The organism is Mycobacterium sp. E2479 (genome assembly GCF_001667925.1).
Lineage (GTDB): Bacteria > Actinomycetota > Actinomycetes > Mycobacteriales > Mycobacteriaceae > Mycobacterium.
Genome location: NZ_LZJR01000140.1, coordinates 1 through 22,302, shown reverse-complemented (window position 1 = coordinate 22,302; position 22,302 = coordinate 1). Strand labels below are relative to the sequence as shown.

The window sequence follows — 22,302 nt, the reverse complement described above, 5'->3', positions numbered from 1 at the left end:
GGCGTGCGAACAATGGACCGCTCTCGCGGCCCGCCGGACTGCGGGAGCGTCAGATCGGCGTTAGACGTTGGGGCAAAGATCGCGCTCCGCGTAGCCGACGATGTCGTTGGCCTGCTGCGGACTGAGCCCGCCGGCCCCTTGCCGTTCGCTGGAACGTTGCAGCGCCAAGCCAACGAGCTGGGATTCGGGAGCGCCCCACGACAGCTGCTGGCATACGTTCAGGCCTGCCTGCAGCAGCGCGGCGTCACCGCCTGCGACGGCGTGGATCCCGTCTCTGTGCATGTCGTTGATGAAAGCGGTCTCGTCGGCCTGCGCTGGGCCGGCCAAGACGATGCTGGCCAGAAGCGGGCCGCCGAGTAGGGCTGAACCGATGAGCCCGGTGGTGAGACGATGCGAGCACATAGCCTCTTCTCCTCTTTGCGTCAACCGTTCTAATCTCGATGTTAACTTTTATGTAACCTCCAGCGCGATAACTGTTCATCAACAATTTCCTGTGAGGGCCCTGCGCGAGAATGAGCTCCGTGGGCTCCGGAGCCCCCTGGCAACCTTGATCCTCGCGTTTCGTGGCGTTTCGCCGCCGCCAGTAATGTTTGGCTCGATTTGCCGAGCTGAGAGGAGGGCGCCGTGGAGCTGGGTCTTGGCGGCAGGGTGGCGGTGGTGACGGGGGCCAGCAAAGGCATCGGGTTGGCGGTGACCCGGCGTTTCGTGCAGGAGGGTGTCCGGGTGATCGCCGGATCGCGCAGCGTCAGCGCCGACCTGGCCGAACTGGTCGATGCGGGAGCCGTCGAGGCCGTCGCCGTCGACCTCGCCGAGCCTGGCGGCCCCGCGCAGTTGGTCGCTGCGGCGGGGGAGCGGGTGGACATCCTGGTCAATAACGTCGGCTTCGCGGCGCCGCGACTGGACGGATTTCTCGCGATCACCGACGAGATGTGGCAGCAGACCCTCGACCTGAATTTCATGGCCGCCGTGCGGGCGATCCGCGCCGCGATTCCCGCGATGATGTCCCACGGCAAGGGAGTGATCGTCAACGTCGGATCGGTCAACGCGCGGCTGCCGCTGCCGATGGTCGTGGATTACAGCGCGGCGAAAGCGGCTTTCAACAACCTCGCAAAGGGGCTGTCCAAAGAGTTCGGGCCGCACAACATCCGCGTCAACACCGTTGACCCCGGGCCGGTCGCCACCGACTTCTGGCTGGGCAGCGACGGGGTTGCGGCCAAATTGGGTGGCGCCGATAAGTCTCCCGAGCAGGTGACCGAGGAATTCGCGTCGGGAACGGTCAGCGGCCGATTCACCAGGCCCGACGAGGTCGCCGATCTGGTCGTCATGCTGGCCAGCGATCGGTGTGCCAACATGATGGGCGCCGGAGTCACAGTCGACGGCGGTATGGTCCCCACCCTGTGATCGGTTGTGCCGATATTTGGGCGAAAATCATTCAGTAAGCCTAGGGCGCAAGCGCATTCGCACAGGTCGATCGGTGTCTGCGGAGTGTGTTTCGATTCGTGACACCGTTGTGACGTCACCATTTGGAAACGGCGCGGTGCGGCGTGGTGCGTGTCGCGCGTCTGCTGCCGACAATTGGCGCGGTCGCGAAAGTGACCTCGGTACGGCTAGGCGGGCCTGCTGCACCACTGCGGAAATTGCTGGGCGTGATTGAAGGAGAGTTGACGCTGATGGCGATCGTCGATCGGTTCAACATCAAAGTAGTTGCCGGCGTTGGGTTGTGCGGAGCTGCTATCGCGTTGAGCCCCGACTCGGCGGCCGCCCCGCTGATCACGGGTGGCAACGCGTGCATCGAGGGGCAGGCGGGCGAGGCGGCGCCGGCCGCCGGTGGTCCGGTCGCAGCGGCTGGACCGGTGGCTGCGGGTGCGCCGGCTGCCGGGGGCATGTGTGCGGCGCCCATGATTGACATGTCCGGCGTGCCGATGGCAGTGCCAGGCCCGGTGCCGATCGGTGCTCCGGTGCCGATCGTGCCGCCGCTACCCCTTGCGCCACCGATCCCGGTAGTGCCGCCGGTGCCGGTGGTGCCGGCCGGTGCGCCGCTGATTGCGCTCGGTGGGCCGGCGGCCGCCGGTGCTCCCCTGGATGCGGCCGCCCCGATCATTGACATGTCCGGTGTGAAGGACGCGCCGACCGGTGCGGCACCCGCCGGCGGACCGGTGCCTGGTCAGCCGGTTCCTGCCGGTCCCTCGGGCGCGAGCTGAGGCCAATTCGCTTTCGGATTGAACGCGCCGGGCCCGCTGGTTTCCTACCAGCGGGCCCGTTCGGTTGCGTAATCAACATACGCCCACCGTCCGGGGTGTCAGCGGGCCTGCACGACTGAAACGTCGTGCAGGTCAGCATGATTAAGCACCGCACCTGGCTTGGGCCTGGGGCAGAGCTTCCTAATTGTAAGAAGAGTCCTGGACGATCACCGGGTCGCCGACGTTGACGTGGTCGTAGTACCACTCGGCGTCATCCGGACTCAGGCTGATGCAGCCGTGGCTGATGTTCTCGAGGCCCAGCGAGGAAACGGCCCACGGAGCTGAATGCACGAACAGGCCGCGGTTGGTAATGCGAACGGCGTAATTCACCGTGAGTAGGTAACCGTTGGGATCATCGACGGGAATGCCGACGCTGCTCGAATCCATGGTCACCGCAGGCTCTTTGGACAAGACGGTGTACGTGCCGACAGGGGTGGGATATTCCGGCCTGCCCATCGAGGCGGGCATCACGCCTTGCTCGCCGAAGTGCGGGCGGTGGTGCGGCGCCGGCAGTGAGGTCGGCGGTCCCGCCTCGATCCCGTCGATGCTCACGGTGAAGGTGTGGTCGGAGATGTTGGCGACGCCGACCACGGCTGGGCCCGTTTTGATCTCGGTGGACACGCCGCCCACGGTCAGCGCAATCGTGCTGTGTGCCGGCCAGTATCTGTCCGGAACCCACTGGACGACATCGTTGCCGAGCCAGTCGAACTTGCCGGTCATCGCGGGCGTTGATTTGACGTCAATGTAATGCTCGGCGACCTGCCGATTGGTCACGGGGGCGGTGAATCTCACCGTCACGGGGTGTGCCACGCCGACCACCTCGTCGCGCGCCGGCAGCACCGACGCGATCGCGAGCGCGTGCGCCTGGTTCGACGCCGCGAGGCTTACGTCGGCCGGGGTCACGACAACGCTCGCAGCGGCTCCGATCACCGCAAGGACACACCGAACACCCGTCCGCATGGCTCCAGTTCCTTTTGAATGGCCTAGTTGTCATAGGGATGATAAATGTGCGTTGATCTGCGAAAGTAAAAGGGCGCGTTGATGTTTGGCCACGCAATGGTCACGTTTTGACCAAGGGTGTTCAGTCCGGCGGACGGCAGTGAATCGGGATCGTGTCGTGACCCTTACGTGTCTGGCGACGCCCGCGATTTCGGAGCCTCGTGCACGACGGCGACGAACGCGATAGCAAATACCGTCGTGGACAGCGGACCAATATGGCGAAACCCTGGCGCGGGCCGATGCCGGGTCGAATACTGAGTGGATGAGTAGGCCTGTACCGCCCGTGCTGACGGTTCAATCGGACTGGTCACGGCGCAGTTTTGCCGCCGGTAACGATGTCGTCGTGGGAAGCGACCTGCGTGCCGACATGCGCGTGGCCCATCCGCAGATCGCCCGCGCACATCTGCTGTTGCGTTTCGATCACGGCAAATGGATGGCGATCGACAACGGGTCCCCGACGGGGATGTTCGTCAATGGCAACCGGGTTTCGGTCGTCGACATCCGTGACGGCCAGAGCCTCAACGTCGGAAGTCCCGACGGGCCACGATTGAGCTTCGTGCTCGAAAGCCACGACAGGACGGTGGGCCAGCTGCCGCCAACGGTCGAGGGGATGCAGGCCCTCGCACGCCCCGGCGCCCCGAGGCCGCCTCGTCCGGAGCACCCACAGCAGCCCGGAGGCGCGTCGCCCCGAATAGCACGACCCCAACCCGCCCCGCTCCGTTACGCCCGGTCCGGCCCGCCGCCACCGGCCTCGCAACAGGCCAGCGGCCCGCGGCGCGCCGTCGGCTATCCGAGCCAACCGTTGCCGCCGCGCGGACCCCAACCGGCACCGGCACCCGAACGACCCGCTCAGCCGGCGGCAAAAGGCCAGCCGCTGACCGAGATCGGAGCCGAAGCACTCGAAGCCGCGCAGTTCGACAGCACCAACCTGCGGCGTGCTGTGCAGCGGTCTCGATCGACGCTCGCTGCACCCCCAACGGGCGCAATAGTGATCGGTCGTGCCGAAGACAGCGACGTCGTCATCTCGGATGTCTTGGCCTCGCGCCACCACGCCTATCTGGTCTCGAGCCCGACCGGCATGGAGATCCACGACGCGCACAGCATCAACGGCACTTTCGTCAACGGCACCCGAATCTTGTCGGCGCCGCTGACCGAGGGCGACGTGGTCACGATCGGCAACGTCGACCTGGTGTTCAACGGTGAGATGTTGCTGCGCCGCGCCCAAGCCGCCACCCGCACCGGCGGGTTGGAGGTGCGCGAGGTCGACTTCGAAGTCGACAACAAACGGCTGATCCAGAAGGTGTCACTGACGGCCAGACCCGGCACGTTGACCGCGCTCATCGGTGGGTCCGGCGCCGGAAAGAGCACATTGTCGCGCCTGATCGCCGGCGCCACCTGTCCCACTTCCGGCTCAATCACCTTCGAGGGCCACGACATTCACGCCAGTTTCGCGTCGCTGCGCAGCAGGATCGGGATGGTGCCGCAAGACGACGTCGTGCACCGCCAGCTGACGGTGACCCAGGCGCTGAATTATGCCGCCGAGTTACGGCTGCCGCCCGACACCAGCAAACAGGACCGCGCGCAGGTCGTCGCGCAGGTTATCGAGGAACTCGGGTTGACCAAGCACGCCGACACCCGGGTCGACAAGCTATCCGGTGGGCAGCGCAAGCGAGCTTCGGTGGCGCTCGAACTGCTCACCGGACCGTCGCTGCTGATCCTCGACGAGCCGACTTCTGGCCTGGATCCGGCGCTGGACCTACAGGTCATGACCATGCTGCGGCAGCTGGCCGACGCCGGCCGCGTAGTGCTGGTGGTGACGCACTCGCTGAGCTACCTCGACCTCTGCGACCAGGTGTTGCTGATGGCGCCCGGCGGCAAGACGGCGTATTGCGGCCCGCCCGACGAAATCGAAGCGACCATGGGAACCACCAACTGGGCCAAGATCTTTGGCATGGTGGGCGCGGACCCCGACGCAGCCAACCGTCGCTTCCTGGCCCAACTCAAACCACCCCCGGCCGGAGCCGAGGCGGAGAAGCCGGCAGATCTGGGTGCCCCGGCGCGCTCCAGCACGCGTCGTCAGTTCGCCACGATCGCGCGGCGCCAGATTCGGTTGATCTTCGCCGACCGTGCCTATTTCATATTTCTGGCGCTGTTGCCGTTTGTGATGGGCGCGCTGGCGCTCACCGTTCCGGGATCGACGGGATTCCGCGTCGCCGACCCAAACGGTGACGGCTCCGATGAGCCCGGCTCGGTGCTGATGTTGCTCACCATGGCCGCCGTCTTCATGGGTACCGCGCTGACGATCCGCGACCTCATCGGCGAGCGCCCCATCTTCCGTCGGGAACAAGCGGTCGGCCTGTCCACCAAGGCCTATCTGCTCGCGAAGATTGCCGTGTTCTCTGTGTTCGCCGTGGTTCAGTCGGCGATCGCGACGACCATCACGATTTTGGGCAAAGGGGCACCGACGCGGCCGGCCCTGCTCCTCGGCAGCGCAACCCTCGAGCTGTACGTCGCCACCGCCGCGATGTGCGTCACCGCGGCGATGATCGGCTTGGTGCTGTCTTCCCTCGCCCGCTCCAACGAGCAGATCATGCCGCTGTTGGTCGTTTCCCTCATGTTGCAGTTGGTGCTGTGCGGCGGGATGATCCCGGTTACCGACCGGCTGGGTCTAGACCAGTTGTCGTGGGCCGTGCCCTCGCGCTGGGGATTCGCGGCGCAGGCCTCGACGGTTGACTTGTGGACGATCGAGCCCGGACCGCTCGCCCCGAAAGACAGCCACTTCAAACACACGGCGCAAGCCTGGCTGTTCGACGTGGGCATGCTTGGGGTGTTGACGGTCGTGTACGCGGGGATCGTCGGTTGGCGCAGCCGGCTCAAGCGGCATTGACCTACGGAGGCCGCACGGCTAGATGAAGTCGAGCGCCTCGACCGTGGCGACAGGGCCTTCGTGGGTAGGCCGGTTCGCGCCACCGATGCAGTAGACGGTGTTGCCCACCGTCGCGACCACCTCGGCGTGGCGCGGGGTGGGCATCGGACGCAACGTGCTCCACGTTCCGTCAGCGATGTCGTACATCTCGGCCACTCCCACCACCTGCGTCGGTTCCTCACCGCCGACCGCCAGGATCCGGCCTTCGATGAATGTGGCGCCGTAGCTGCCACGAGGTGTCGGCATGTCGACCAGTTTGGTCCAAGTCCCGGCCTGCGGGTCGTATCGTTCGAACGCCGCGGAGTTCTTGTCGGCCGACAGGAATCTCCCACCGACCGCGTAGATGTAAGTGCCGTCGGACACTGCAGCCAGGTGTTCGCGCGGGGTCGGCATGTTGGCCGCGTCGTGCCACGAGTTGCCGTCGAAGACCTCGGTTTGCGGGACGAGCTGCTTGGCGTTCTGCCCGCCGACGACTACGAGTTTGTCACCCGCCACTGCGGCTGCCAGCGCCGCGCGGGCGTGGGTGAGGTTGGGCAACTCGGCCCACTTGCCGTCGCGCAGCGCGAACACCTTGGCGGACGCCTGGGCTAGGTCGTTGCTGGTGCCGCCGAGCACCACCACCTGGCCGCGATAGGTTGCCGCCGCGGCGTGATGCAGTGGGATGGGCAATGGAGGTTGCGGTTGCCAGATGCCGGTGCGCGGGTCATAGCTCTCGACCGTCTGCAGCGCGACTCCGTCGCGCAAGCCACCCACGATCCAGATCTTGTCGTCGAGCACGGTCCACGCCGTCATCAATCTCGCCGTCGGCGCGTCGGGCAGGGAACGCCATTGCGCGGCCGGTTGCATTCGGCGCGGCGGTAGTTGCAGCGTCTCCGCCGAGGAGGTCGCCTGGCCGTCACCGACGTCACTCGACCCGCCGATCGAGTACACGGCTTGCCCCACCGCTGCGACCGCCATGCCGTGCCGCGCTGTCGCCATGTCCGGCAAGCCGCCCCACGTATTCGTCGTCAGATCGAGCACCGACACGCTCTTGAGGACTTGGCCCGCCGACTGGCCCCCGACCGCGACCAGGCGCCGGTCGGCTATTGCGACACCGAGGTCTCCACGCGGTTGGGGAAGATCGGGCAATCGCGTCCAGCTTTTCGCGCCAGGATCATAGGCCTCGACCGTCGCCAGGTCGGTGGTCCCGTTGGTGCCGCCCACCGCGTACACCAGCTTCCCGTCCGAAGCTGCGGCGAGCATCTGCCGGGGAGTCGGGATCGGAGTGCCCAGGGTCCAGGAATTGCCGTCGAATATCTCGACTGTGTTCAGCAGCGCGCCATTCGAGTCGACGCCGCCAGCGACGATGATGCGTCCGTCCACCACTGCGGCCGCCGCTGCCGCCCTGGGCTGCAACATATGGGGGAGTTCCACCCAATGGCTGTTGACTACCCGCCAAACCTGGTCGCTGGCAACCTTTTGCGGACCCGCGGCCCGCCAGCCCCCGAGCACGATCGGGTTGCCCTGCCACGTCACCGCCATCGCGTGTTGAACCGGAACCGGTAGATCGTCGCCGCTTTTCCAGCTGTCGATGACCGGGTCGTAGCCTTCGTGGTTCGCCACGAGCGCGTGGTTGCTGCCCATCCCGCCGAAGATCCAGATGGTGCCGTCGGCTTGCGTGGTCGCCGCCGCTTGGCGCGCGATGCGGGCATTGGTGATCGGCTGCCATTTCACCGGTTGGCCACCCGGTTGATTCGCAACCGCGCCATGATGCTTGTTGCCGTGCGTAAGCAGCACGTAGACACCGATACCCAGCACCAGCACCGCCACCACGATTCCCACGGCGATCAGCGGCGCCGTCGCGCGATTGCGCCTCTTGCCCGACGAGCCCATCCACGCCACTGCCCCGGCGGCCAGCCCGCGACGCGCGACCGCGGGTGGGTCCGGAGACGTGTACGGGGCGATCGCCTCGGTCATACCGGTGGGCTCGGCAATCGCTTGGGTCGGCTCAGATGTGTTTGGTGTGGCCGGAGTTGGTCCGCGGGTGTCGACGAATGGAGCGCGCCGACCGGAGTGTGGTGCACCGGTGGGCCGTGCCGGCGGCGCTGTACTTTTGCGATCGCCGAGCGGATTGATCAGCGAGGTGGCGCTTTCGGAGTCGGCACTGCGTGGGCCGGGTTTGGCGATCCTTGGCGGTCTTTGGGTCGGCGCGCCCGCTTTACCGCCGGGTCCGGTCGGCGACAGGGCCCGCGTTTTCGGCAGACCCGCTGCGGCGCCTATCGCGCGGCCCGAACCCGCACTGGCGGCAGTGATGGCCATCGCATCGGGCTTGAGGCCGTTACGGCGCTGACTCTCCTGCAGCCCGCGACCAAAATCCGCCGCTGACGCCGGGCGTTCGTCCAAGTCCAGCGCCATCGCCATTTCGATCGCGGAGCACACCGTGTCCGGGATTCCGTTCTGCCGCAAGTCCGGGATTGGCGTGCTATTGATCCGCGTGTAGTGGGCTAGCAGGTCTTCATTGCCGCGACGCTCGTATGCCGCGTTGCCGGCGATGAGCGCATAGATCGTGGCGCCGAGCGAGTAAACGTCGCTTGCGACCGTCGCGGGCTCGCCTGCCATCACCTCGGGTGCCAGGTAATCGATTGTGCCGGAGAAGAATCCAGCCGCCGTCTCGTAGCCGCCGGGGACGTGTGCGGTTCCGAAATCGGTCAATTGCGGTTCGCCGTAGTCATTGACGAGAACGTTCGCCGGCTTGATATCACGGTGCAAGGTGCCGCTTAAGTGCGCGGTTTCCAGAGCTCCGCACAATTTCACGCCGATCCGCACGGCTTCCGGCCAGGCGATGGGCCCCTCTCGCTGCACCCGTAGACCCAGCGAACCCGCGGGGCAGTACGACATCACGATGTAGGGGCGGCCGCCGGGGGTGACGCCGACCCGCAGGATATTGACGATGTTCGGATGCCCGGAGACCGCGCCCATCGCGTAGCCCTCGCGGAGAAAACGTTCCCGGCCGACGTCGTCGCTGAATGGCGGTAGCACCTTGACCGCAACGTTTCGTCCCAGTGCCGTCTCGCGACAGCAATACACCACTCCGGCGGCGCCTCGGTCGATCTGGCGCGCGTTGTCGAACCCGGCAGCGGCTAACTCCGCCACAACCTCGCTCCGTCCCGACGCCGGGGCGTGAGCCTTGGGTCTTTCAGCCATTATCTGGCCTCGACTTCCCGGGGATTTACGAACCGGGTCAAGCGTAGCGAATATCCGCTCGTCGTCCGTACAGTTCCGGCACGATCATCGAAAGGACAAGCGAAGCTACGATTTGTCCCGCTGGTGTCCTCCCAAACGCAGGGACGGTCGTCGCCCCGACCGCACGGGAGCCGGCGCACAGCTCGCGCACGTCGCCCACCGACGCATGCTCGAACATGCGGGTAGGGCGGCGGTGGGCCGCGAAACGATCACGGAGCGGGCATTGCGCTTGTCGAAGGGCGCGACCACGACACGGCCTCGGGATGTTCCTCGAGCAGAGCCCCGCGCTGACGCTCGGTCATCCGGCCGTGGCGGATGCGCGGCTTGACCAACGCCGCGAACTCGCCGACGCCTCGTCCGGGGTGCGGTTGCATTTGGCCGGAACCCAGGTGGACCGCGAATCCCGTGTGCCTCAATCAAAGATGTCTGGCTGCGCCGCCACAACCTTCGCAATCTCGGTGAGCTTCACATTGAGCTTTTGCGAAGAAGCTCGCAGGATGTCGAACGCTTCATGAGCCGAGATATTTCGCCTTCCCATGAGGATGCCCTTCGCCTGGCCGATAACGTCGCGGCTATCTATCGCCTGATGCAGTTGTGCCTCACGCAGGGTTGCGGAGGTCACCGCTTCCGTGGTGGCCAGGCCCAGGGAAGCGTGGGTCGCTAGCAGCAAGATCGCGTCTTTGTCGACGGCTTCGAGCCCGTCGGCAGAATTTGAGTACAGGTTCAACGCTCCGGATAGCCGTGGCGGAACGGGCGTCGGAAGCAGTGAGAGCGAAAGAACAGCTTCTACACCCAGTTTGCGTGCAGCTTGTGTGAAACCGGGCCAAGGCGAATCGGCGTGACCGTCCACAGGCCACGCCGCGAAGCCCGGACCGGGGTTAAGAGCTGCCGTTACACATGGACCTTCGCAGAGCTCGTACTGACACTCGTCGAGTAACTGAGCCACCGAATGCGTAGCGATAGGCGTGTGAAACCTCCCGTCGGGACTGCGGAGTGTCACGCTCACGACGTCGGCCTGAGGAGCGAACCTGACCGTGGCATCAACAACCTGTTCGAGCACATCCTGAACGGTGGGCGCATCGAGCAACGCAGCGGTCAGCGCCGCGAACTGACGACCCAGAGGACCCAACGGGAACCCGTGATCGCGTGTGGGGCACACCCCTTGTCGCGTGGCCTTATCTGCGTCGGCAACGAATCGCTGCCGGTCGCGAAACCAATTGTCGTCAATCAAAGTCATCCGGCTCGTTCTACTTCCTGCGATGAAAGCCCGCGAGGCATCGCCTCAGACCTCTCGCTGACGGAGCGGTGGCTAACGAAACGCCGCTGCTGGCGGATAAGACGCCGCTGCTGCTATACGACGGTAGAACACAAACGTCTCGTTCACGGTCCCACTACGTGCAGTCTTCGCCATGTGGCCGTAGGCAGAGCCTACTCCTCCAAACGTCGCTGGGCCGAATATTGCGACAACGGAAACGAAAGCGGCCCAAACGGTGGCGGTTTGCGCCTACTGTCACTTTGCTGGCGATCAATCCCGCGTCATCGACTTCACTGCTCGAAGATTCCCGGGACCGGCAACTGCGTCGACAACGCGCGTAGTCGTCACATGCTTTGGGTCGTCGAGAGGCCCACTCGCACGTGTAACGCGTGTCCATGTTCCAGAGTCATCAGCTGTCAAATGTATTGCGGACGAAGATATCTCGAGAATGAGCGCTACGCGGAGTCGACGACCCCTTTGCGGATTTCGCCGACGGATTTGGCGTCCCGCGTGTGAGGCTGCTTTTCGTGAACGAAAAGGCCGCAACCCCTGGCTATTGCGGATGGTCGCGCGGTGGGATCGGCGTACCCTTTCATGAAGCGGTCGCCGAGGGCGCTTCATTCCTGGGCGCGCCAACGGTTTATCCGTTCCTGAGGCGTCCTCGGTGCCGGGGTAAGCGGCTTGTTGCCTAAGGATTAACGGGCATCCGTCGTCGACAGCGGTTGGCGTTCGACTGAGCGTCCGAGGACGACCTTCGCCGTGATGAGGCCCAGCTTGGCCATTCCCAGGTATGTCGAGGGGTTGAACAACGTCGGCCACACTGTGCGAGTTTTGTGTTCGCCGACCGGCCGGTCGGTAAAACGATCGCGCAGCCATCTCAGCGTCATGGGCGCCGACAGTGGATGCAACAGCAGATGACCACAGAACCGATCGCGGTGATAGGTGACCGCTGCGCCCATGCGCTCGTACTCGGCCACCAGTGCATCGATGTCGTCGACGCTGATGATTTCGTCGTGCACCGCCTGGATGACCAGCACGGGAGGCTTGGGCCTGGACTTGCCGAGCTTGGTCTCGTCGAAAATGTGACGCACCTCGGGTAGATCCCACAATTCCTCGGCCGTCATGTCGACGTAGGACCCGATGTCGACGTTGCGGAGCTGCCAAACTGCCTGGGCCGTCGTCATCGTCTGCAACTTGTCGAGCAACGCCTTGCCTTCGTCAGTCGCGTGCTCATCGACGACCCGTTGCGCGCCCGGGAAGACTTGCGTCAATGCGGAGATCATCAGCCCGGCAAGACCGGCAAAGAAGCTGCGATTGAGGCGGTGCGCCACACTGCCCGGATCGCCGACGGGCGAACCGAGAACGGCGCCAACAAAATTGAGTTCCGGTGCATACCGCTCACATAGTTCGGCCGCCCACGCCGACGCCAGTCCTCCCCCCGAATACCCCCACACACCCACCGGGGCAGACGGTGACAAATCCAAGCGTTCGCACCGCATCGCGGCCCGCAGCCCATCCAAAATCCGGTAGCCGGGCTCGACCGGAGCACCCCACATGCCATGACAACCTTCGTGGTCGGGTACGCAAACCGCCCAGCCTTCGGCCAGCGCGGCTGTCACCAACAAGTACTCGGCTTGGACGAACGCACCGATCGGTCGCGCGCCGCGACGCATGGCATACGAGGGAAAACAGCGCGACGCCACCGCGTCGATGGCGCATTGATAGGACAGGACCGGGTAATCGACGCCTGACTCGCGCTGGGCCGGGACGAACACGGTCGTCACGGCGACCTCCGGTTCTTCGTGCAGATTCGTGGTGCGGTACAGCAACTGAGTGGCTTTGACTCGCTGGTTGATCAGACCGAGAAATCCGATCTCCACATCACGGGAGCGCAGCACCGTGCCCGGTTCGGCGTGCTCGTAGCCGTTTGGCGCTCGGTAGAACGGATCATCGTCGGGTGTAATCGGATGATCACCGCGCCGGAGCTCGTCGTGCGGAATGTTCGCGACTTGCACTGACGTGGCGGAATCGTTATTCATTGGTACGGCGCCCCCTCGGTGTGGCAAACGGGGGCGCGCCCACGCCGCCCCGGTTGTGCAAATGCATTACCCGCGGTACCGGGTTCCGAAACGGACCGACCCTATACCACCGTAAATCCGGATTAGTCAACGCATTGTCAGTAAATCCGTAATATCGCGTCATGAGGCCTCTCGCGATAACACCAGGCGAGCACCGTTCCTTGAGCCTCGCGGGCGCCGCCCTGCTCGCCGGCGCATTGGTGGTTGGCCCGGCGGCGACGCCCTCTCCGGTAGCGGTGTTAATTCCGGCCGCATCGGCGGCATGCCCCGATGTCGAAGTGGTTTTCGCTCGCGGTCGCGAGGAGCCGCCGGGAGTGGGCGCAGTCGGGGACGCATTCGTCAATTCACTGCGCGCCAAGACGCGTATGTCGGTTGGCGTCTATGGGGTTAACTACCCTGCCAACATAACCACCGTCAGTGGTGCGAACGACATGAGTGCCCATGTCCAATCGATGGCGGGAAGTTGCCCCAACACCCGGATTGTTCTCGGCGGCTATTCGCTGGGTGCCGAGGTGGCTGATCTCGTGACGGGGGGTCGTGCGGCATTCGGGTTCACCAACCCACTGCCGCCGGGTATGGATCAGCACATCGCGGCGGTCGCGTTGTTCGGTAATGGCACCCGGCGGCTCGCCCCCGCCTTCGCCGGTAAGACGATCGATCAGTGCGCAGCCGGCGATCCCATCTGCGGGGGCGGCAGGAATTGGCCGTCGCATCTGCAGCCCTCATACATCGACTCGGGACTGGTGGATCAGGCCGCCGGTTTCGTCGCCGGCAAGCTGTAGGCGCCGGGGGACATCCCGCGCAATGAAGAAGCTGTTGGTCACGAGCGGCCTGTGTTCAGTCGACCGAGCGAGTGCCGCGGATGGGTATGACCACTGCGTGCGCTAACCGAGGGTTAGGGTCGGCTCGTGCGCCGGACCATCGATTGGGATGGCGACGCGGTCACGATCATTGACCAGACCGCGCTGCCCACCGACTATCGCGTTGTCAGCTTGCGCACCGTCGACGAGCTGATCGACGCGATCCGCCGCCTGGCCGTGCGCGGCGCCCCGGCGCTCGGGGCGGCGGGGGCGCTCGGCGTTGTGCTGGCGGCCCGCGAGGGAGGCGACCTCCAGGCTGCGGCCCAACGAGTCGCGAAGGCACGACCCACCGCTGTCAACCTCAGTTGGGGAGTCGCGCGCGCTCTCGAGAAAGTCGATGAGGGCGCCGAAGCCCTGCTCGCCGAAGCACTCGCAATCCTCGACGAGGACGAACGCCTCAACCGCGCCGCATCCGCCCACGCCGCAGAGATCGTCCTTGCACTATGCGACCGCCGCCCGCTGCGACTGCTCAGCCACTGCAACGCCGGTCACCTCGCCACCGTGGCCTGGGGCAGTGCCCTTGGAGTCGTCTGGCACCTTCACGAGCGAGGACTGGTCGAGTCGGTGCTGGTCGATGAGACACGTCCACTGCTGCAGGGCTCCCGGCTCACGGCATGGGAGCTGGCGCAGGCGGGCGTGCCCTACCGGGTGCAGCCCGACGGCGCCGCGCCGACGGCGATGGCGCGCGGGCTCGTCGACTGTGTACTCGTCGGCGCCGACCGGATCGCGGCCAACGGCGACGTCGCCAACAAGATCGGTACCTACGGCCTGGCCATCGCGGCGCATCATCACAGCGTGCCGCTCGTCGTGGTCGCGCCTTCGTCCACGATCGACAAGTCGCTCGCCACCGGCGCCGAGATCGCCATCGAGGAACGCGCCCCCGACGAACTCCGGACATTCGCCGGCACCGCGATCACCCCGCCGGACGCGGACGTTTTCAACCCGGCCTTCGACGTGACCCCGGTTGAGCTGATCACCGCCGTCGTCACCGAGCACGGCCGCTACCGGCCGCAGGATGTCCAGCGTTAACGGTGGATGTGCCGAACAACATGCAAACCCGTGCATTCGGCGGGTAGCCATCGGCGAGGCTCGGAGTGTGCCACTTCGTGACCCGCGATTCAGGCTGTGTTGATGCCGAGCACCCGCTGCTCGAAGATGTCAGCGCCGCGGGCTACCCCGCCCGTGGCCAAGAAACCCTCCGCTACCCGTTTCGCGCCGTCGGTCATCGCCATCGCCTTTCGCACCTGCGCCCGTAGTCGCGGCGGCGAAAGCTTCTTGGCCGGCAGGCGGGTCCCGCATCGGGCTACCTCGACACGTCGCGCGACCTCGAACTGGTCACGCCCGTAGGGCACGGCACACACCGGTACGCCATGGGCAAGCGCCTTTTGGGTCGCGCCCATGCCACCGTGCGTCACCGCGCACACGGCACGCTCAAGGAGCGCACCGTGCGGGACGAACTGGCACACCGTCGCATTGGGCGACGTTTCAATTCCGTCTGATTGCCCCGCCGGCATGGTCGCGACCACGTGCACCGGCTCATCGGCCAACGCGGTCAACGCGGTTTGAACAAGGTCGCGGTCGTTTTGTTTCTCCGAGGATGTGGTGACGAGCACGATCGGCCGGTCGACCGCGGCCAGCCAATCGGGGTCCGCGTTTGGACCGGGCTCAAGCACGCAGGGTCCGATCATTTGCACCGCATCGCCCCAGTCCGTTTGTGGGTATTGGAACGGCTTGCCGCTGGCGACCAGTAACAGGGATGACCGGCGCAAGAACTCGTCGATTGACGCGACCGGCCGTGCTTTGACCGTCGCGCGAATTCTGTTGATCGGCGGCAGCATTACCCCTTCGACTCGGCCCACCACAGCTGTCCGCACGGCTGCATCGCGCACCCGGCCGACCGCGCCGGACATCGGCTTGAGGCCCAGCCCGAACGGTGGCACTCCCGCCGATCGCAACGGCGGGGTGTACGGGGAGAAACACGCCCATGGGATGGAACCCGCGTCGGCTGCGGACTGAGCACCCCAGCAGTTCACATCGACAAGTAATGCGTCAGGGCGTGCATGGGCCACCGTCTCGGCCAGGTCGGCGACTTCGTGCGTGGCGCGGTGGCCGAAAACTTCGACCGATAGTTTCAGCGACGCAACAGGATTGGTGGCCTTCCAGTCGTCGAGCTCGACCTGCTCGATACGCGGGTCGATCGCCTCGGTGGTGAATCCGAGTCGTTGGCCGATCTCGATACCGGTGGAAAGCGTGCGCAGATGAACGGTGTGGCCGCGACGGTGCAGCTCGGATAACAGTGCGCTCATCGGCAATAGGTGACCAAGCGCAGGTGAGGTGTAAGCAAGTATTGTCGCCATCTTCTTTCGCTGTCACTCAGGCTATTTGGTTGACCATTTGGCGCGCCTCATCCAGCCGTCCACGGGCGTCGAGCTTCTCACACAGCTCAAGGTACCGGGCTGCGAGCTCGGCAAATCCCTCCGAGTCGCCCTCCGTCTTCGCCACCAGCGCCTTCGATTTCAGCCACCACAGATCCAGTGCCGGAATGCCGGGCCGACGTTCCTGCCATTGATCGACGATTCGGTGCGCCTGGGCGAGGTCGTCGGCAGATCCCCGTTCGATGAGTAGGCCGACCAGTGCCTCACCGGCGCAACCGACGAAGACGCGCGAGCCGCCAGCCATGTGTGACGCGAACGTGGCATGAAGTTCATCGATCGCTTCGTCAATTCGCCCCTGGCCGGCAGCGTCGATCGCCAGGTCGGCAGTGACGGCCGGAAGCGTGATGGTCAGGCTGTTGTGCTGGCGAATGTTCTTGTGGGCCTTACGAAGCACATCGATCGCCTCGCTGCGCGCCGCATCGTCCCCGCGCAGTAGCACTTTGCCGCAGGCAAATTCGGCGAGGATGATTCCGCTCATAGCGCCAAACGATTCAGCCCGCAGCAACCCCTCGCGCACGTGGTCGAGCGTCTCATGAGCCTCATCCACACCGAGCGCCGTCGTCACAACGAGGTAGATCAGAATCGACGAGTAGCGGATCGATTGGCGCGCGTGGGCGAACTGAAGTTGCTCTCGCAGACGCTGTCTGCCCTGCTCGTAATTGCCGGCGCACGTCTCGATGACGGCAAGAAGAGTGTTCGCCGAAATAAGTTCGTCTTCAGGTGCATCTGGAGCTAGTGCGCGTATCACATCGACAACCTTGAGCGCGGCATCGAATTCGCAATTTGCGAACCGGACAAAACCCAGCGCATTGAGGATAATGCTTCTGGTCTCGGCATCGCAGTCAATGCGGCTGACCACATCGTCGAGCTCCGATGCCAGGGCGGCGGCCTCGGGAACGCGGTTGTCGTTGACGGCGAAAGAAAAGATGAGTCCGGCTGTCCCAAGCGCTAGGGACGTCAGATCACCCGTTTGCGTTGTCAGGTCACGAAACTCGCGGTAGCGCTGGTCGATGTCTGCACCACTGCCTACGAAGACCGTCGTCGAGATCAGCATCGTCCGTGGCGCGATTCGCAGCGCCATGGCTTCGTCGTGATCATCGGGCAATCCGTCTGCGATGCGTCGCGCGATCTCCCACTGTGCACGTGCAGCGAGGAGATCACGAGGCCGCAGCCATTGCGCCGCGCGCAGGTACCAGCGGCAGGATTGGGCGAGTTGCCCGGCCGCTGCGAGATGTGTGGCGATCAGGGCTGCGTTCTCGTCGGCGGCGCTGGGGTCGCGTGCCTCAATCGCGGCGGCCACCTTGCGATGCGTTTGCTCGCGGCTTGCGCTTAACTGCGATTCGTAAGCCACCGCGCGGATCAGCGGATGCCGGAAGGCGTACTCGGCGCTCGGGGTGAACCGCACCTGATCGATGAGCTCCGCGCTGAGCAGTTCATCGACCACCACATCGACACCCAGCGTGGCCAGCAGCTCCGCCTCAAAGCGAGCGCCGATCACCGACGCCGCGTTCAACGTCTTCTTGGCTGCGGTGTCGAGCCGGTCGATGCGCGCCTCGATGGCCGCTTGCACCGTTGCTGGCACGCTCACCTCAGCTACATCCGTCCGGCAGACATACTTCCCGTGCTGACCAGTCAGCACCCCGCGCTGGATCAAGTCGCGCACCATCTCCTCGGCGAAAAATGGGTTGCCTGCGGCCCGCTCGGTGATGGCGGCCGCCAGGTCGCCGACCGAAGGATGTGAACCCAGCAGCTCACCGATCAGTGCTGCGATGTCCGAATGGATCAGTGGGGCAAGCGCTATCGTCTGGGCGCCGAGCACCCGCGTCAATGCTCCCTCATATTCGGTGCGAGCGGTGATCAGCACTGTCGACTTGGTCTGCGGGATAACCGTAAAAAAGTCGGCGAGCATCGACTCGCTAACCGCATCGACCCAGTGCGCATCCTCGACGATGTAGACCACGGGCTCGGTCCGGGCCAGCGACACAGCGTTGATTAGCGCGGTCAACCGACGCCGCCGCGCGTCCGGGTCGATCTGGGGTAGCGGCACGTCGGGGTCGGCGATGCCGAGCAGATCATCAAGCAACAGCAGATCTCGCGGATCGGCACGCGTAGCTTGTTCGCGGACTCGGGCCCGGGCGGCTCCGCCCTCAAGCTCAGTAATGCCGAAGCTCGCCCGCAGCAGGCGTGCCACCACCTGAAAAGGTATATCGCGGGCATGGGATTCGCAGAATGTCCAAAACACGTCGACCCCACGAGCGGTTGCCAGAGCGGCGGTGTCACGGGCCGTCCGGCTCTTGCCAATGCCCGGCGGCCCCACCACATTCACCACACCGCCTCGACCACTCACCGCCCGGTCGACAATGGCCTCCACAGCGCACATCTCCCAACGCCGACCGACCAAGCGGGACTCGGTGCCGCCGGCCACGCCATGACGCGGCTGAATCGCCAGCAGCCGGCGCGCTGGAACCGGGTCGGCCCTGCCCTTGATCGACACCAGTTCGGTGTCTGCGAGCACCGCAGCTTGCTCGACCAAACGACCGGTGGCCTCGCTGAGCATCACTCCACCCGGCAGGGCAACCGACTCCATCCGCTGCGCTAACCCCACCTGCTCCCCGATCGCGGCGTAACCCGATACGCCCGAACCGATTTCGCCGGCAACCACTCGGCCTGAATTCAGACCCACCCGCAACCGCAGATCTACGCCGTCACGGCGTCGCACCTCAACCGCCAAACGGTTCGTCTCCTCTTGGATGGCCAGCGCCGCCAGGCACGCCCGGATCGCATGGTCCTCCATTGCGACCGGTGCCCCGAATAATGCCATCAGGCCGTCACCGGTGAATTTTGCCATTGCGCCGCCGTACCGGCGCACCACTGCTGCGCCACGACCGACAAGCTCGGCCATGATCTCGCGCAACCGCTCGGCACCTACCGCCGCGGCGATATCCATCGAGTGCACCACATCGGCGAACAAGACGGTGACCTGTTTGTACTCGGCCGGTGTGGCGGCGACGGCCGCGCCGCACTCGTTGCAGAATTTCGAGTTCGGCGGCAGCTCAGCGCTGCACGACCTACACACGAGGGCTGCCGCCGTCATGTCAAGCGACCAGCCTATGGTTCTTCACGGCACTATCCTGTCATCGCTGATCTGACATGTGTCGTATATGGAACCATTCAATCTGGTCCGACGCGATCACGCTCGGAACCAGACGATCAGCCATCCCGAGTCAACGCTTGTGATGACTGCGGAGTCGGCTGCAATCGGCGATTCGAGTCCCAATGTTGGAACCGCACATGTTGTAGGCGACGGACTGAGCCGGTTGCGGTGACTCCGACACCGGAGCCGAACAGTTCGAACAATCGCAGAGTGGAGCCGATGACGGGAATCGAACCCGCGTATTCAGCTTGGGAAGTATTTTCTGCATGCGAACGCACGTGCGATCAGCCCTGGTCGGTGGGTTGGTGAACAGATCTGATTGCAGTGGTCATATGCGACTTCGGTGCGGCTAGCGCTCTAGTCGGGTACGGGTACGGTACGGGCGCAGTACGCCTGCTGATACGGGACCGACACGGGACCGCGGAACACGTTCTTACAAATCCGCCAAGTGTCGGTTCGAGTCCGACTGGGGCTGATTTTGTGCTGGCTAGAGGAGGCTTGAACCCTGACCGGCGGTCGCGGAAAGGGCTGTTCGTGTACGACATGTACGCGGGCAGCGAGCGTAGAACTCGCTAGCAAACTCCGGCGCCTGGCCGACGTTATTAATCGACAGCACCGGGCGTACCAGAACCACGTCGAAGGTAGCTGCGTAGCTCAATGCGATTCACAAAGGTGTGTGAACCGCCGCAGAAAACACCCTTCTGCGTGCCAGTTCCGTCGAGCGATGAAACACCATCGCGGTGCGCGAAAAGTTGATCCGGAGGCGTCGGCTAGCCAGCGGCCCCGTGCGCGACCGCCACGGTGCTGCCGTTTTCGGCATGGAGTTCGAGGAGCGGATAGAGAGACGGCGCGGGAGCCAGGTCAAGGGGCGTGAGCTCGAAGGCCCGCGATAGGTCACTTACGCGGGCGGACTCAACCTGACGCGTGAGGATGAGAGCGTGCAAGAACCAGCTCGAAAACGAGGATGGCACCGCGAGTCGCGTCTTGACGTCGTAAGGTCCGTCCTTCGGCCCGTCCAGAATGCCGAGGTTCCTCATCGTTGCCAGGCTCTTCGACGCGGCGGCGTCGATGAACTCTCGCTCGCCGAACCTGGACCGCGCAAAAATCCTGACCGCTCGGCGCTCGACCACACCCTCAAGGTCGATCTGGCGTCCGACGGTTGTCGCAATACTTCCAAAAAATGGGTACGTGGCTAGCAACGCGCCGTAGTGCAATGCCCGTCGGTCGATGAACTCGTCCTGGTGCTCGATTGCCCACGCGATCATCTCTCGCGCATTCTGTGGCGGTACTACCCACACGCGAGTCAGCACCTTCTTTGTCTTGTTCTCTGCCTCTTGCGCGGTCACGACGTCGCGGAGTGCGACGCTCAACAGCCTGCGGGCCTGAGGATCCTCCCGGTGCTTCGTCCCTATGCTGAGTGCTAGATCGAGCAGATCCAGGTTGAGCGCCCGATCGAGAATCATGCCGATGCTTCCGCCGGCGCTCATGCCGTAACCCTCGCGAGCGGAACGATGACCTCATCGAGACTGAGCCCACCGTGGCTGACGCTGATGCGGTTGTTGGTAAACGCGGTACGTCCGGGCGCGAACAGGAGCGGTTCGGCGGTCGAGGGAAGTCCCGGGATGTCGTCCCACACCACACCCTGCGCACCGGATACCTCGCGCAGTGTCCTGTTGGGATAGCGGATCAGCCGCTTGCCGGCCGCCTCAATTGCAACGCCTTCCGAGACGGCGCCCGTGCCAATGCATTCGAGGTTGCCGTGATCGGCGGTAATCCAGGTTTCTATGCCTTCAGCGTTGGCCCGAGCTACGAGATCGACCAGGAAGCCGTTGTCAGCCCACACGTCGAGGTTGGCCAGCAGCTGTACGTCACCGAAGAGCTCGGACGTGTGCATCAGATCATCCACCGCGTTGACAACGACTCCGGTGACGACAGCGTCGTCGAATTCGAGCCGGTCATGGGGCAGGCGACCGTGGCGCCGGTGGTATGTAACTCGTGTATCTGGGATGCCCTCATTCGACCAATGATCACCCCAACGGCGACGCTCCGCGTGGGTTGTCCACAGGGTGTCGGGAAACGCTACCGGCAGCTCGCCAGCGAAGATGGCCTGCCTCGAAACCGTCGTGTACGTCGGCACCAACGCGATCGTCGAGCCAGACTCGAGCGCCTTCAAGGGGAGTCGGTCGAGTAGATGACGCCATTGCGCATGTCCGAGACCGTCGACCACGATCAGCATCACACGCTCGGCGAGACCTTCTCGTAGGCGGCGGGAGAGGAAGGGAGCTATGCGGTGCACGCCGGCCGGCCAAACGGCTGCGCTTGTCAGCTGCACTCCATACCGGTTGCGAAGCCAAGGGACGAAAGCCTCATCTAATGCAGCCCAAGTCGCCCACGCCGCGTCTCGCAACTCAGTCGATGCGTACGCAATGAGCCTTCGGATGTCACCCCACCACTCGGCGACGGTGTGCCAGCCGGCGATGTCGGTCGGTGGGTTGGATGGCGCCGCTTCGAGGAGCTCCCGTGCCCGTTCCTCCTCGGATGGTCGCCGGATGCCGATGTTGACCCAGTTGTCCACCGATGCTGAGGAGTTTGCTGGCTCAAGGAGTCCAGCGACGAAGAGGGTGGTCATCTCGGGTTCTAGCCCGGCCAGTACACCACCCCACTCGTTGGCGTCACCTGCGACGAATTGGTTCCAGATTTGTTGGAGTGCAGCACAATCGGGTGGATTGTCAAGCAATCCGGTTAGGGCTGGGTGAGTGACCCATCTCCGTACCAGGCGCGCCAGCTTCGGGGAGGGATTCGATCGGATGGCGATCCGCGCTGCGACGCGTACCTGTTCTGGGAGTGAGGCAGCACCTTCAGTTAATCGGACGCCGGTGACGGCGTGAAGGAGCGCCTCAGCGGCGTGTGCTGCATCCGCAGCGACGGCCGAGGCGGCTCGCTCTTGCTCATCTTCGGTCAGCTCCTGCAGCACTCCACGGATATCTGCCGGTCCTGGCAATCGGATCGTAGCGATTGTGACGCTTGCTCGTTCGATATCCCACGGAATGTCGTCAGCCGTCACCGGCGGGCGAAGTATGAGCACTAGCCGTGGAGTCTCGTAAGGTCTTCGGCGGCCATGCCGTTCGTACAT

Annotated in this window: 15 protein-coding genes; 5 read left to right on the top strand and 10 right to left on the bottom strand. The window is 64.6% G+C overall.

From position 1 onward, the window contains the following. Nucleotides 1-60: 60 nt before the first annotated feature. The gene (locus tag A5686_RS20935; protein ID WP_067938227.1) at nucleotides 61-402 is read right to left on the bottom strand and encodes a DUF732 domain-containing protein; all 342 of its coding nucleotides are present in this window, start codon (nucleotides 400-402) and stop codon (nucleotides 61-63) included. Between the two features lie 222 nt (nucleotides 403-624). Between A5686_RS20935 and A5686_RS20930 the strand changes: the two genes are divergently transcribed. Next, a complete protein-coding gene (locus A5686_RS20930; RefSeq protein ID WP_067938225.1) occupies nucleotides 625-1,401 on the top strand; it encodes an SDR family oxidoreductase in 777 nt (258 codons plus the stop codon). A gap of 260 nt (nucleotides 1,402-1,661) precedes the next feature. Beyond that, on the top strand, nucleotides 1,662-2,201 hold the full coding sequence (locus A5686_RS20925; protein WP_067938261.1) for a hypothetical protein: 540 nt from the start codon (nucleotides 1,662-1,664) through the stop codon (nucleotides 2,199-2,201). Nucleotides 2,202-2,381: 180 nt separating this feature from the next. On the opposite strand, the gene A5686_RS20920 is transcribed toward A5686_RS20925, so the two are convergent. Beyond that, nucleotides 2,382-3,200 carry a L,D-transpeptidase family protein gene (locus A5686_RS20920; RefSeq protein ID WP_067938224.1) on the bottom strand — a complete coding sequence of 273 codons (819 nt, stop codon included), beginning with the start codon at nucleotides 3,198-3,200 and terminating at the stop codon, nucleotides 2,382-2,384. A gap of 301 nt (nucleotides 3,201-3,501) precedes the next feature. Here A5686_RS20920 and A5686_RS20915 point away from each other — a divergent pair, with 301 nt between their 5' ends. Continuing rightward, on the top strand, nucleotides 3,502-6,126 hold the full coding sequence (locus A5686_RS20915) for an ATP-binding cassette domain-containing protein (RefSeq protein WP_067938222.1): 2,625 nt from the start codon (nucleotides 3,502-3,504) through the stop codon (nucleotides 6,124-6,126). Between the two features lie 18 nt (nucleotides 6,127-6,144). Here the strand turns inward: A5686_RS20915 and A5686_RS20910 are convergent, their stop codons facing one another. The 4 genes from A5686_RS20910 to A5686_RS20900 all read right to left on the bottom strand — a co-directional run bounded on the left by A5686_RS20910 (nucleotide 6,145) and on the right by A5686_RS20900 (nucleotide 12,681). After that, entirely contained in the window at nucleotides 6,145-9,348 is a 3,204-nt protein-coding gene (locus tag A5686_RS20910) for a serine/threonine-protein kinase (protein ID WP_067938220.1), read from the bottom strand. Nucleotides 9,349-9,596: 248 nt separating this feature from the next. Next, nucleotides 9,597-9,761, bottom strand: a complete 165-nt coding sequence (locus A5686_RS28470) for a hypothetical protein (RefSeq protein ID WP_156750163.1) — start codon at nucleotides 9,759-9,761, stop codon at nucleotides 9,597-9,599. Between the two features lie 38 nt (nucleotides 9,762-9,799). Continuing rightward, the gene (locus A5686_RS20905) at nucleotides 9,800-10,624 is read right to left on the bottom strand and encodes a GAF and ANTAR domain-containing protein (RefSeq protein ID WP_067938218.1); all 825 of its coding nucleotides are present in this window, start codon (nucleotides 10,622-10,624) and stop codon (nucleotides 9,800-9,802) included. A gap of 713 nt (nucleotides 10,625-11,337) precedes the next feature. Then, complete coding sequence (locus A5686_RS20900; protein ID WP_067938216.1) at nucleotides 11,338-12,681, bottom strand: lipase family protein; 1,344 nt, start codon at nucleotides 12,679-12,681, stop codon at nucleotides 11,338-11,340. 161 nt (nucleotides 12,682-12,842) lie between these two features. Here A5686_RS20900 and A5686_RS20895 point away from each other — a divergent pair, with 161 nt between their 5' ends. Together A5686_RS20895 and mtnA are read left to right on the top strand one after the other, a co-directional pair. Beyond that, nucleotides 12,843-13,502 (top strand): cutinase family protein, encoded by a 660-nt coding sequence (locus tag A5686_RS20895; RefSeq protein WP_067938214.1) that lies wholly within the window; start codon nucleotides 12,843-12,845, stop codon nucleotides 13,500-13,502. A gap of 126 nt (nucleotides 13,503-13,628) precedes the next feature. Beyond that, nucleotides 13,629-14,609, top strand: a complete 981-nt coding sequence (gene mtnA / locus A5686_RS20890) for an S-methyl-5-thioribose-1-phosphate isomerase (RefSeq protein ID WP_067938212.1) — start codon at nucleotides 13,629-13,631, stop codon at nucleotides 14,607-14,609. Between the two features lie 89 nt (nucleotides 14,610-14,698). Here mtnA and A5686_RS20885 read toward each other — a convergent pair whose 3' ends face one another. From A5686_RS20885 to pglZ, 4 genes are all read right to left on the bottom strand, one after another. Continuing rightward, entirely contained in the window at nucleotides 14,699-15,937 is a 1,239-nt protein-coding gene (locus A5686_RS20885) for a glycosyltransferase (protein ID WP_067938210.1), read from the bottom strand. A gap of 16 nt (nucleotides 15,938-15,953) precedes the next feature. Then, nucleotides 15,954-19,109 (bottom strand): adenylate/guanylate cyclase domain-containing protein, encoded by a 3,156-nt coding sequence (locus tag A5686_RS20880; protein ID WP_067938209.1) that lies wholly within the window; start codon nucleotides 19,107-19,109, stop codon nucleotides 15,954-15,956. 830 nt (nucleotides 19,110-19,939) lie between these two features. Next, nucleotides 19,940-20,656 carry a hypothetical protein gene (locus A5686_RS20875; protein WP_067938206.1) on the bottom strand — a complete coding sequence of 239 codons (717 nt, stop codon included), beginning with the start codon at nucleotides 20,654-20,656 and terminating at the stop codon, nucleotides 19,940-19,942. Further along, nucleotides 20,653-22,233, bottom strand: coding sequence for a BREX-3 system phosphatase PglZ (pglZ, locus tag A5686_RS20870; protein ID WP_197520658.1), 1,581 nt, complete (start codon nucleotides 22,231-22,233; stop codon nucleotides 20,653-20,655). Before pglZ ends, A5686_RS20875 begins: the two co-directional genes overlap by 4 nt. Nucleotides 22,234-22,302 lie beyond the last annotated feature (69 nt).

Coding starts and splice junctions, on each gene's coding strand:
- A5686_RS20935 (WP_067938227.1), bottom strand. CDS start 402: ATGTGCTCGCATCGTCTCACCACCGGGCTCATCGGTTCAGCCCTACTC.
- A5686_RS20920 (WP_067938224.1), bottom strand. CDS start 3,200: ATGCGGACGGGTGTTCGGTGTGTCCTTGCGGTGATCGGAGCCGCTGCG.
- A5686_RS20915 (WP_067938222.1), top strand. CDS start 3,502: ATGAGTAGGCCTGTACCGCCCGTGCTGACGGTTCAATCGGACTGGTCA.
- A5686_RS20910 (WP_067938220.1), bottom strand. CDS start 9,348: ATGGCTGAAAGACCCAAGGCTCACGCCCCGGCGTCGGGACGGAGCGAG.
- A5686_RS28470 (WP_156750163.1), bottom strand. CDS start 9,761: ATGCAACCGCACCCCGGACGAGGCGTCGGCGAGTTCGCGGCGTTGGTC.
- A5686_RS20905 (WP_067938218.1), bottom strand. CDS start 10,624: ATGACTTTGATTGACGACAATTGGTTTCGCGACCGGCAGCGATTCGTT.
- A5686_RS20900 (WP_067938216.1), bottom strand. CDS start 12,681: ATGAATAACGATTCCGCCACGTCAGTGCAAGTCGCGAACATTCCGCAC.
- A5686_RS20895 (WP_067938214.1), top strand. CDS start 12,843: ATGAGGCCTCTCGCGATAACACCAGGCGAGCACCGTTCCTTGAGCCTC.
- A5686_RS20885 (WP_067938210.1), bottom strand. CDS start 15,937: ATGGCGACAATACTTGCTTACACCTCACCTGCGCTTGGTCACCTATTG.
- A5686_RS20880 (WP_067938209.1), bottom strand. CDS start 19,109: ATGACGGCGGCAGCCCTCGTGTGTAGGTCGTGCAGCGCTGAGCTGCCG.
- A5686_RS20875 (WP_067938206.1), bottom strand. CDS start 20,656: ATGAGCGCCGGCGGAAGCATCGGCATGATTCTCGATCGGGCGCTCAAC.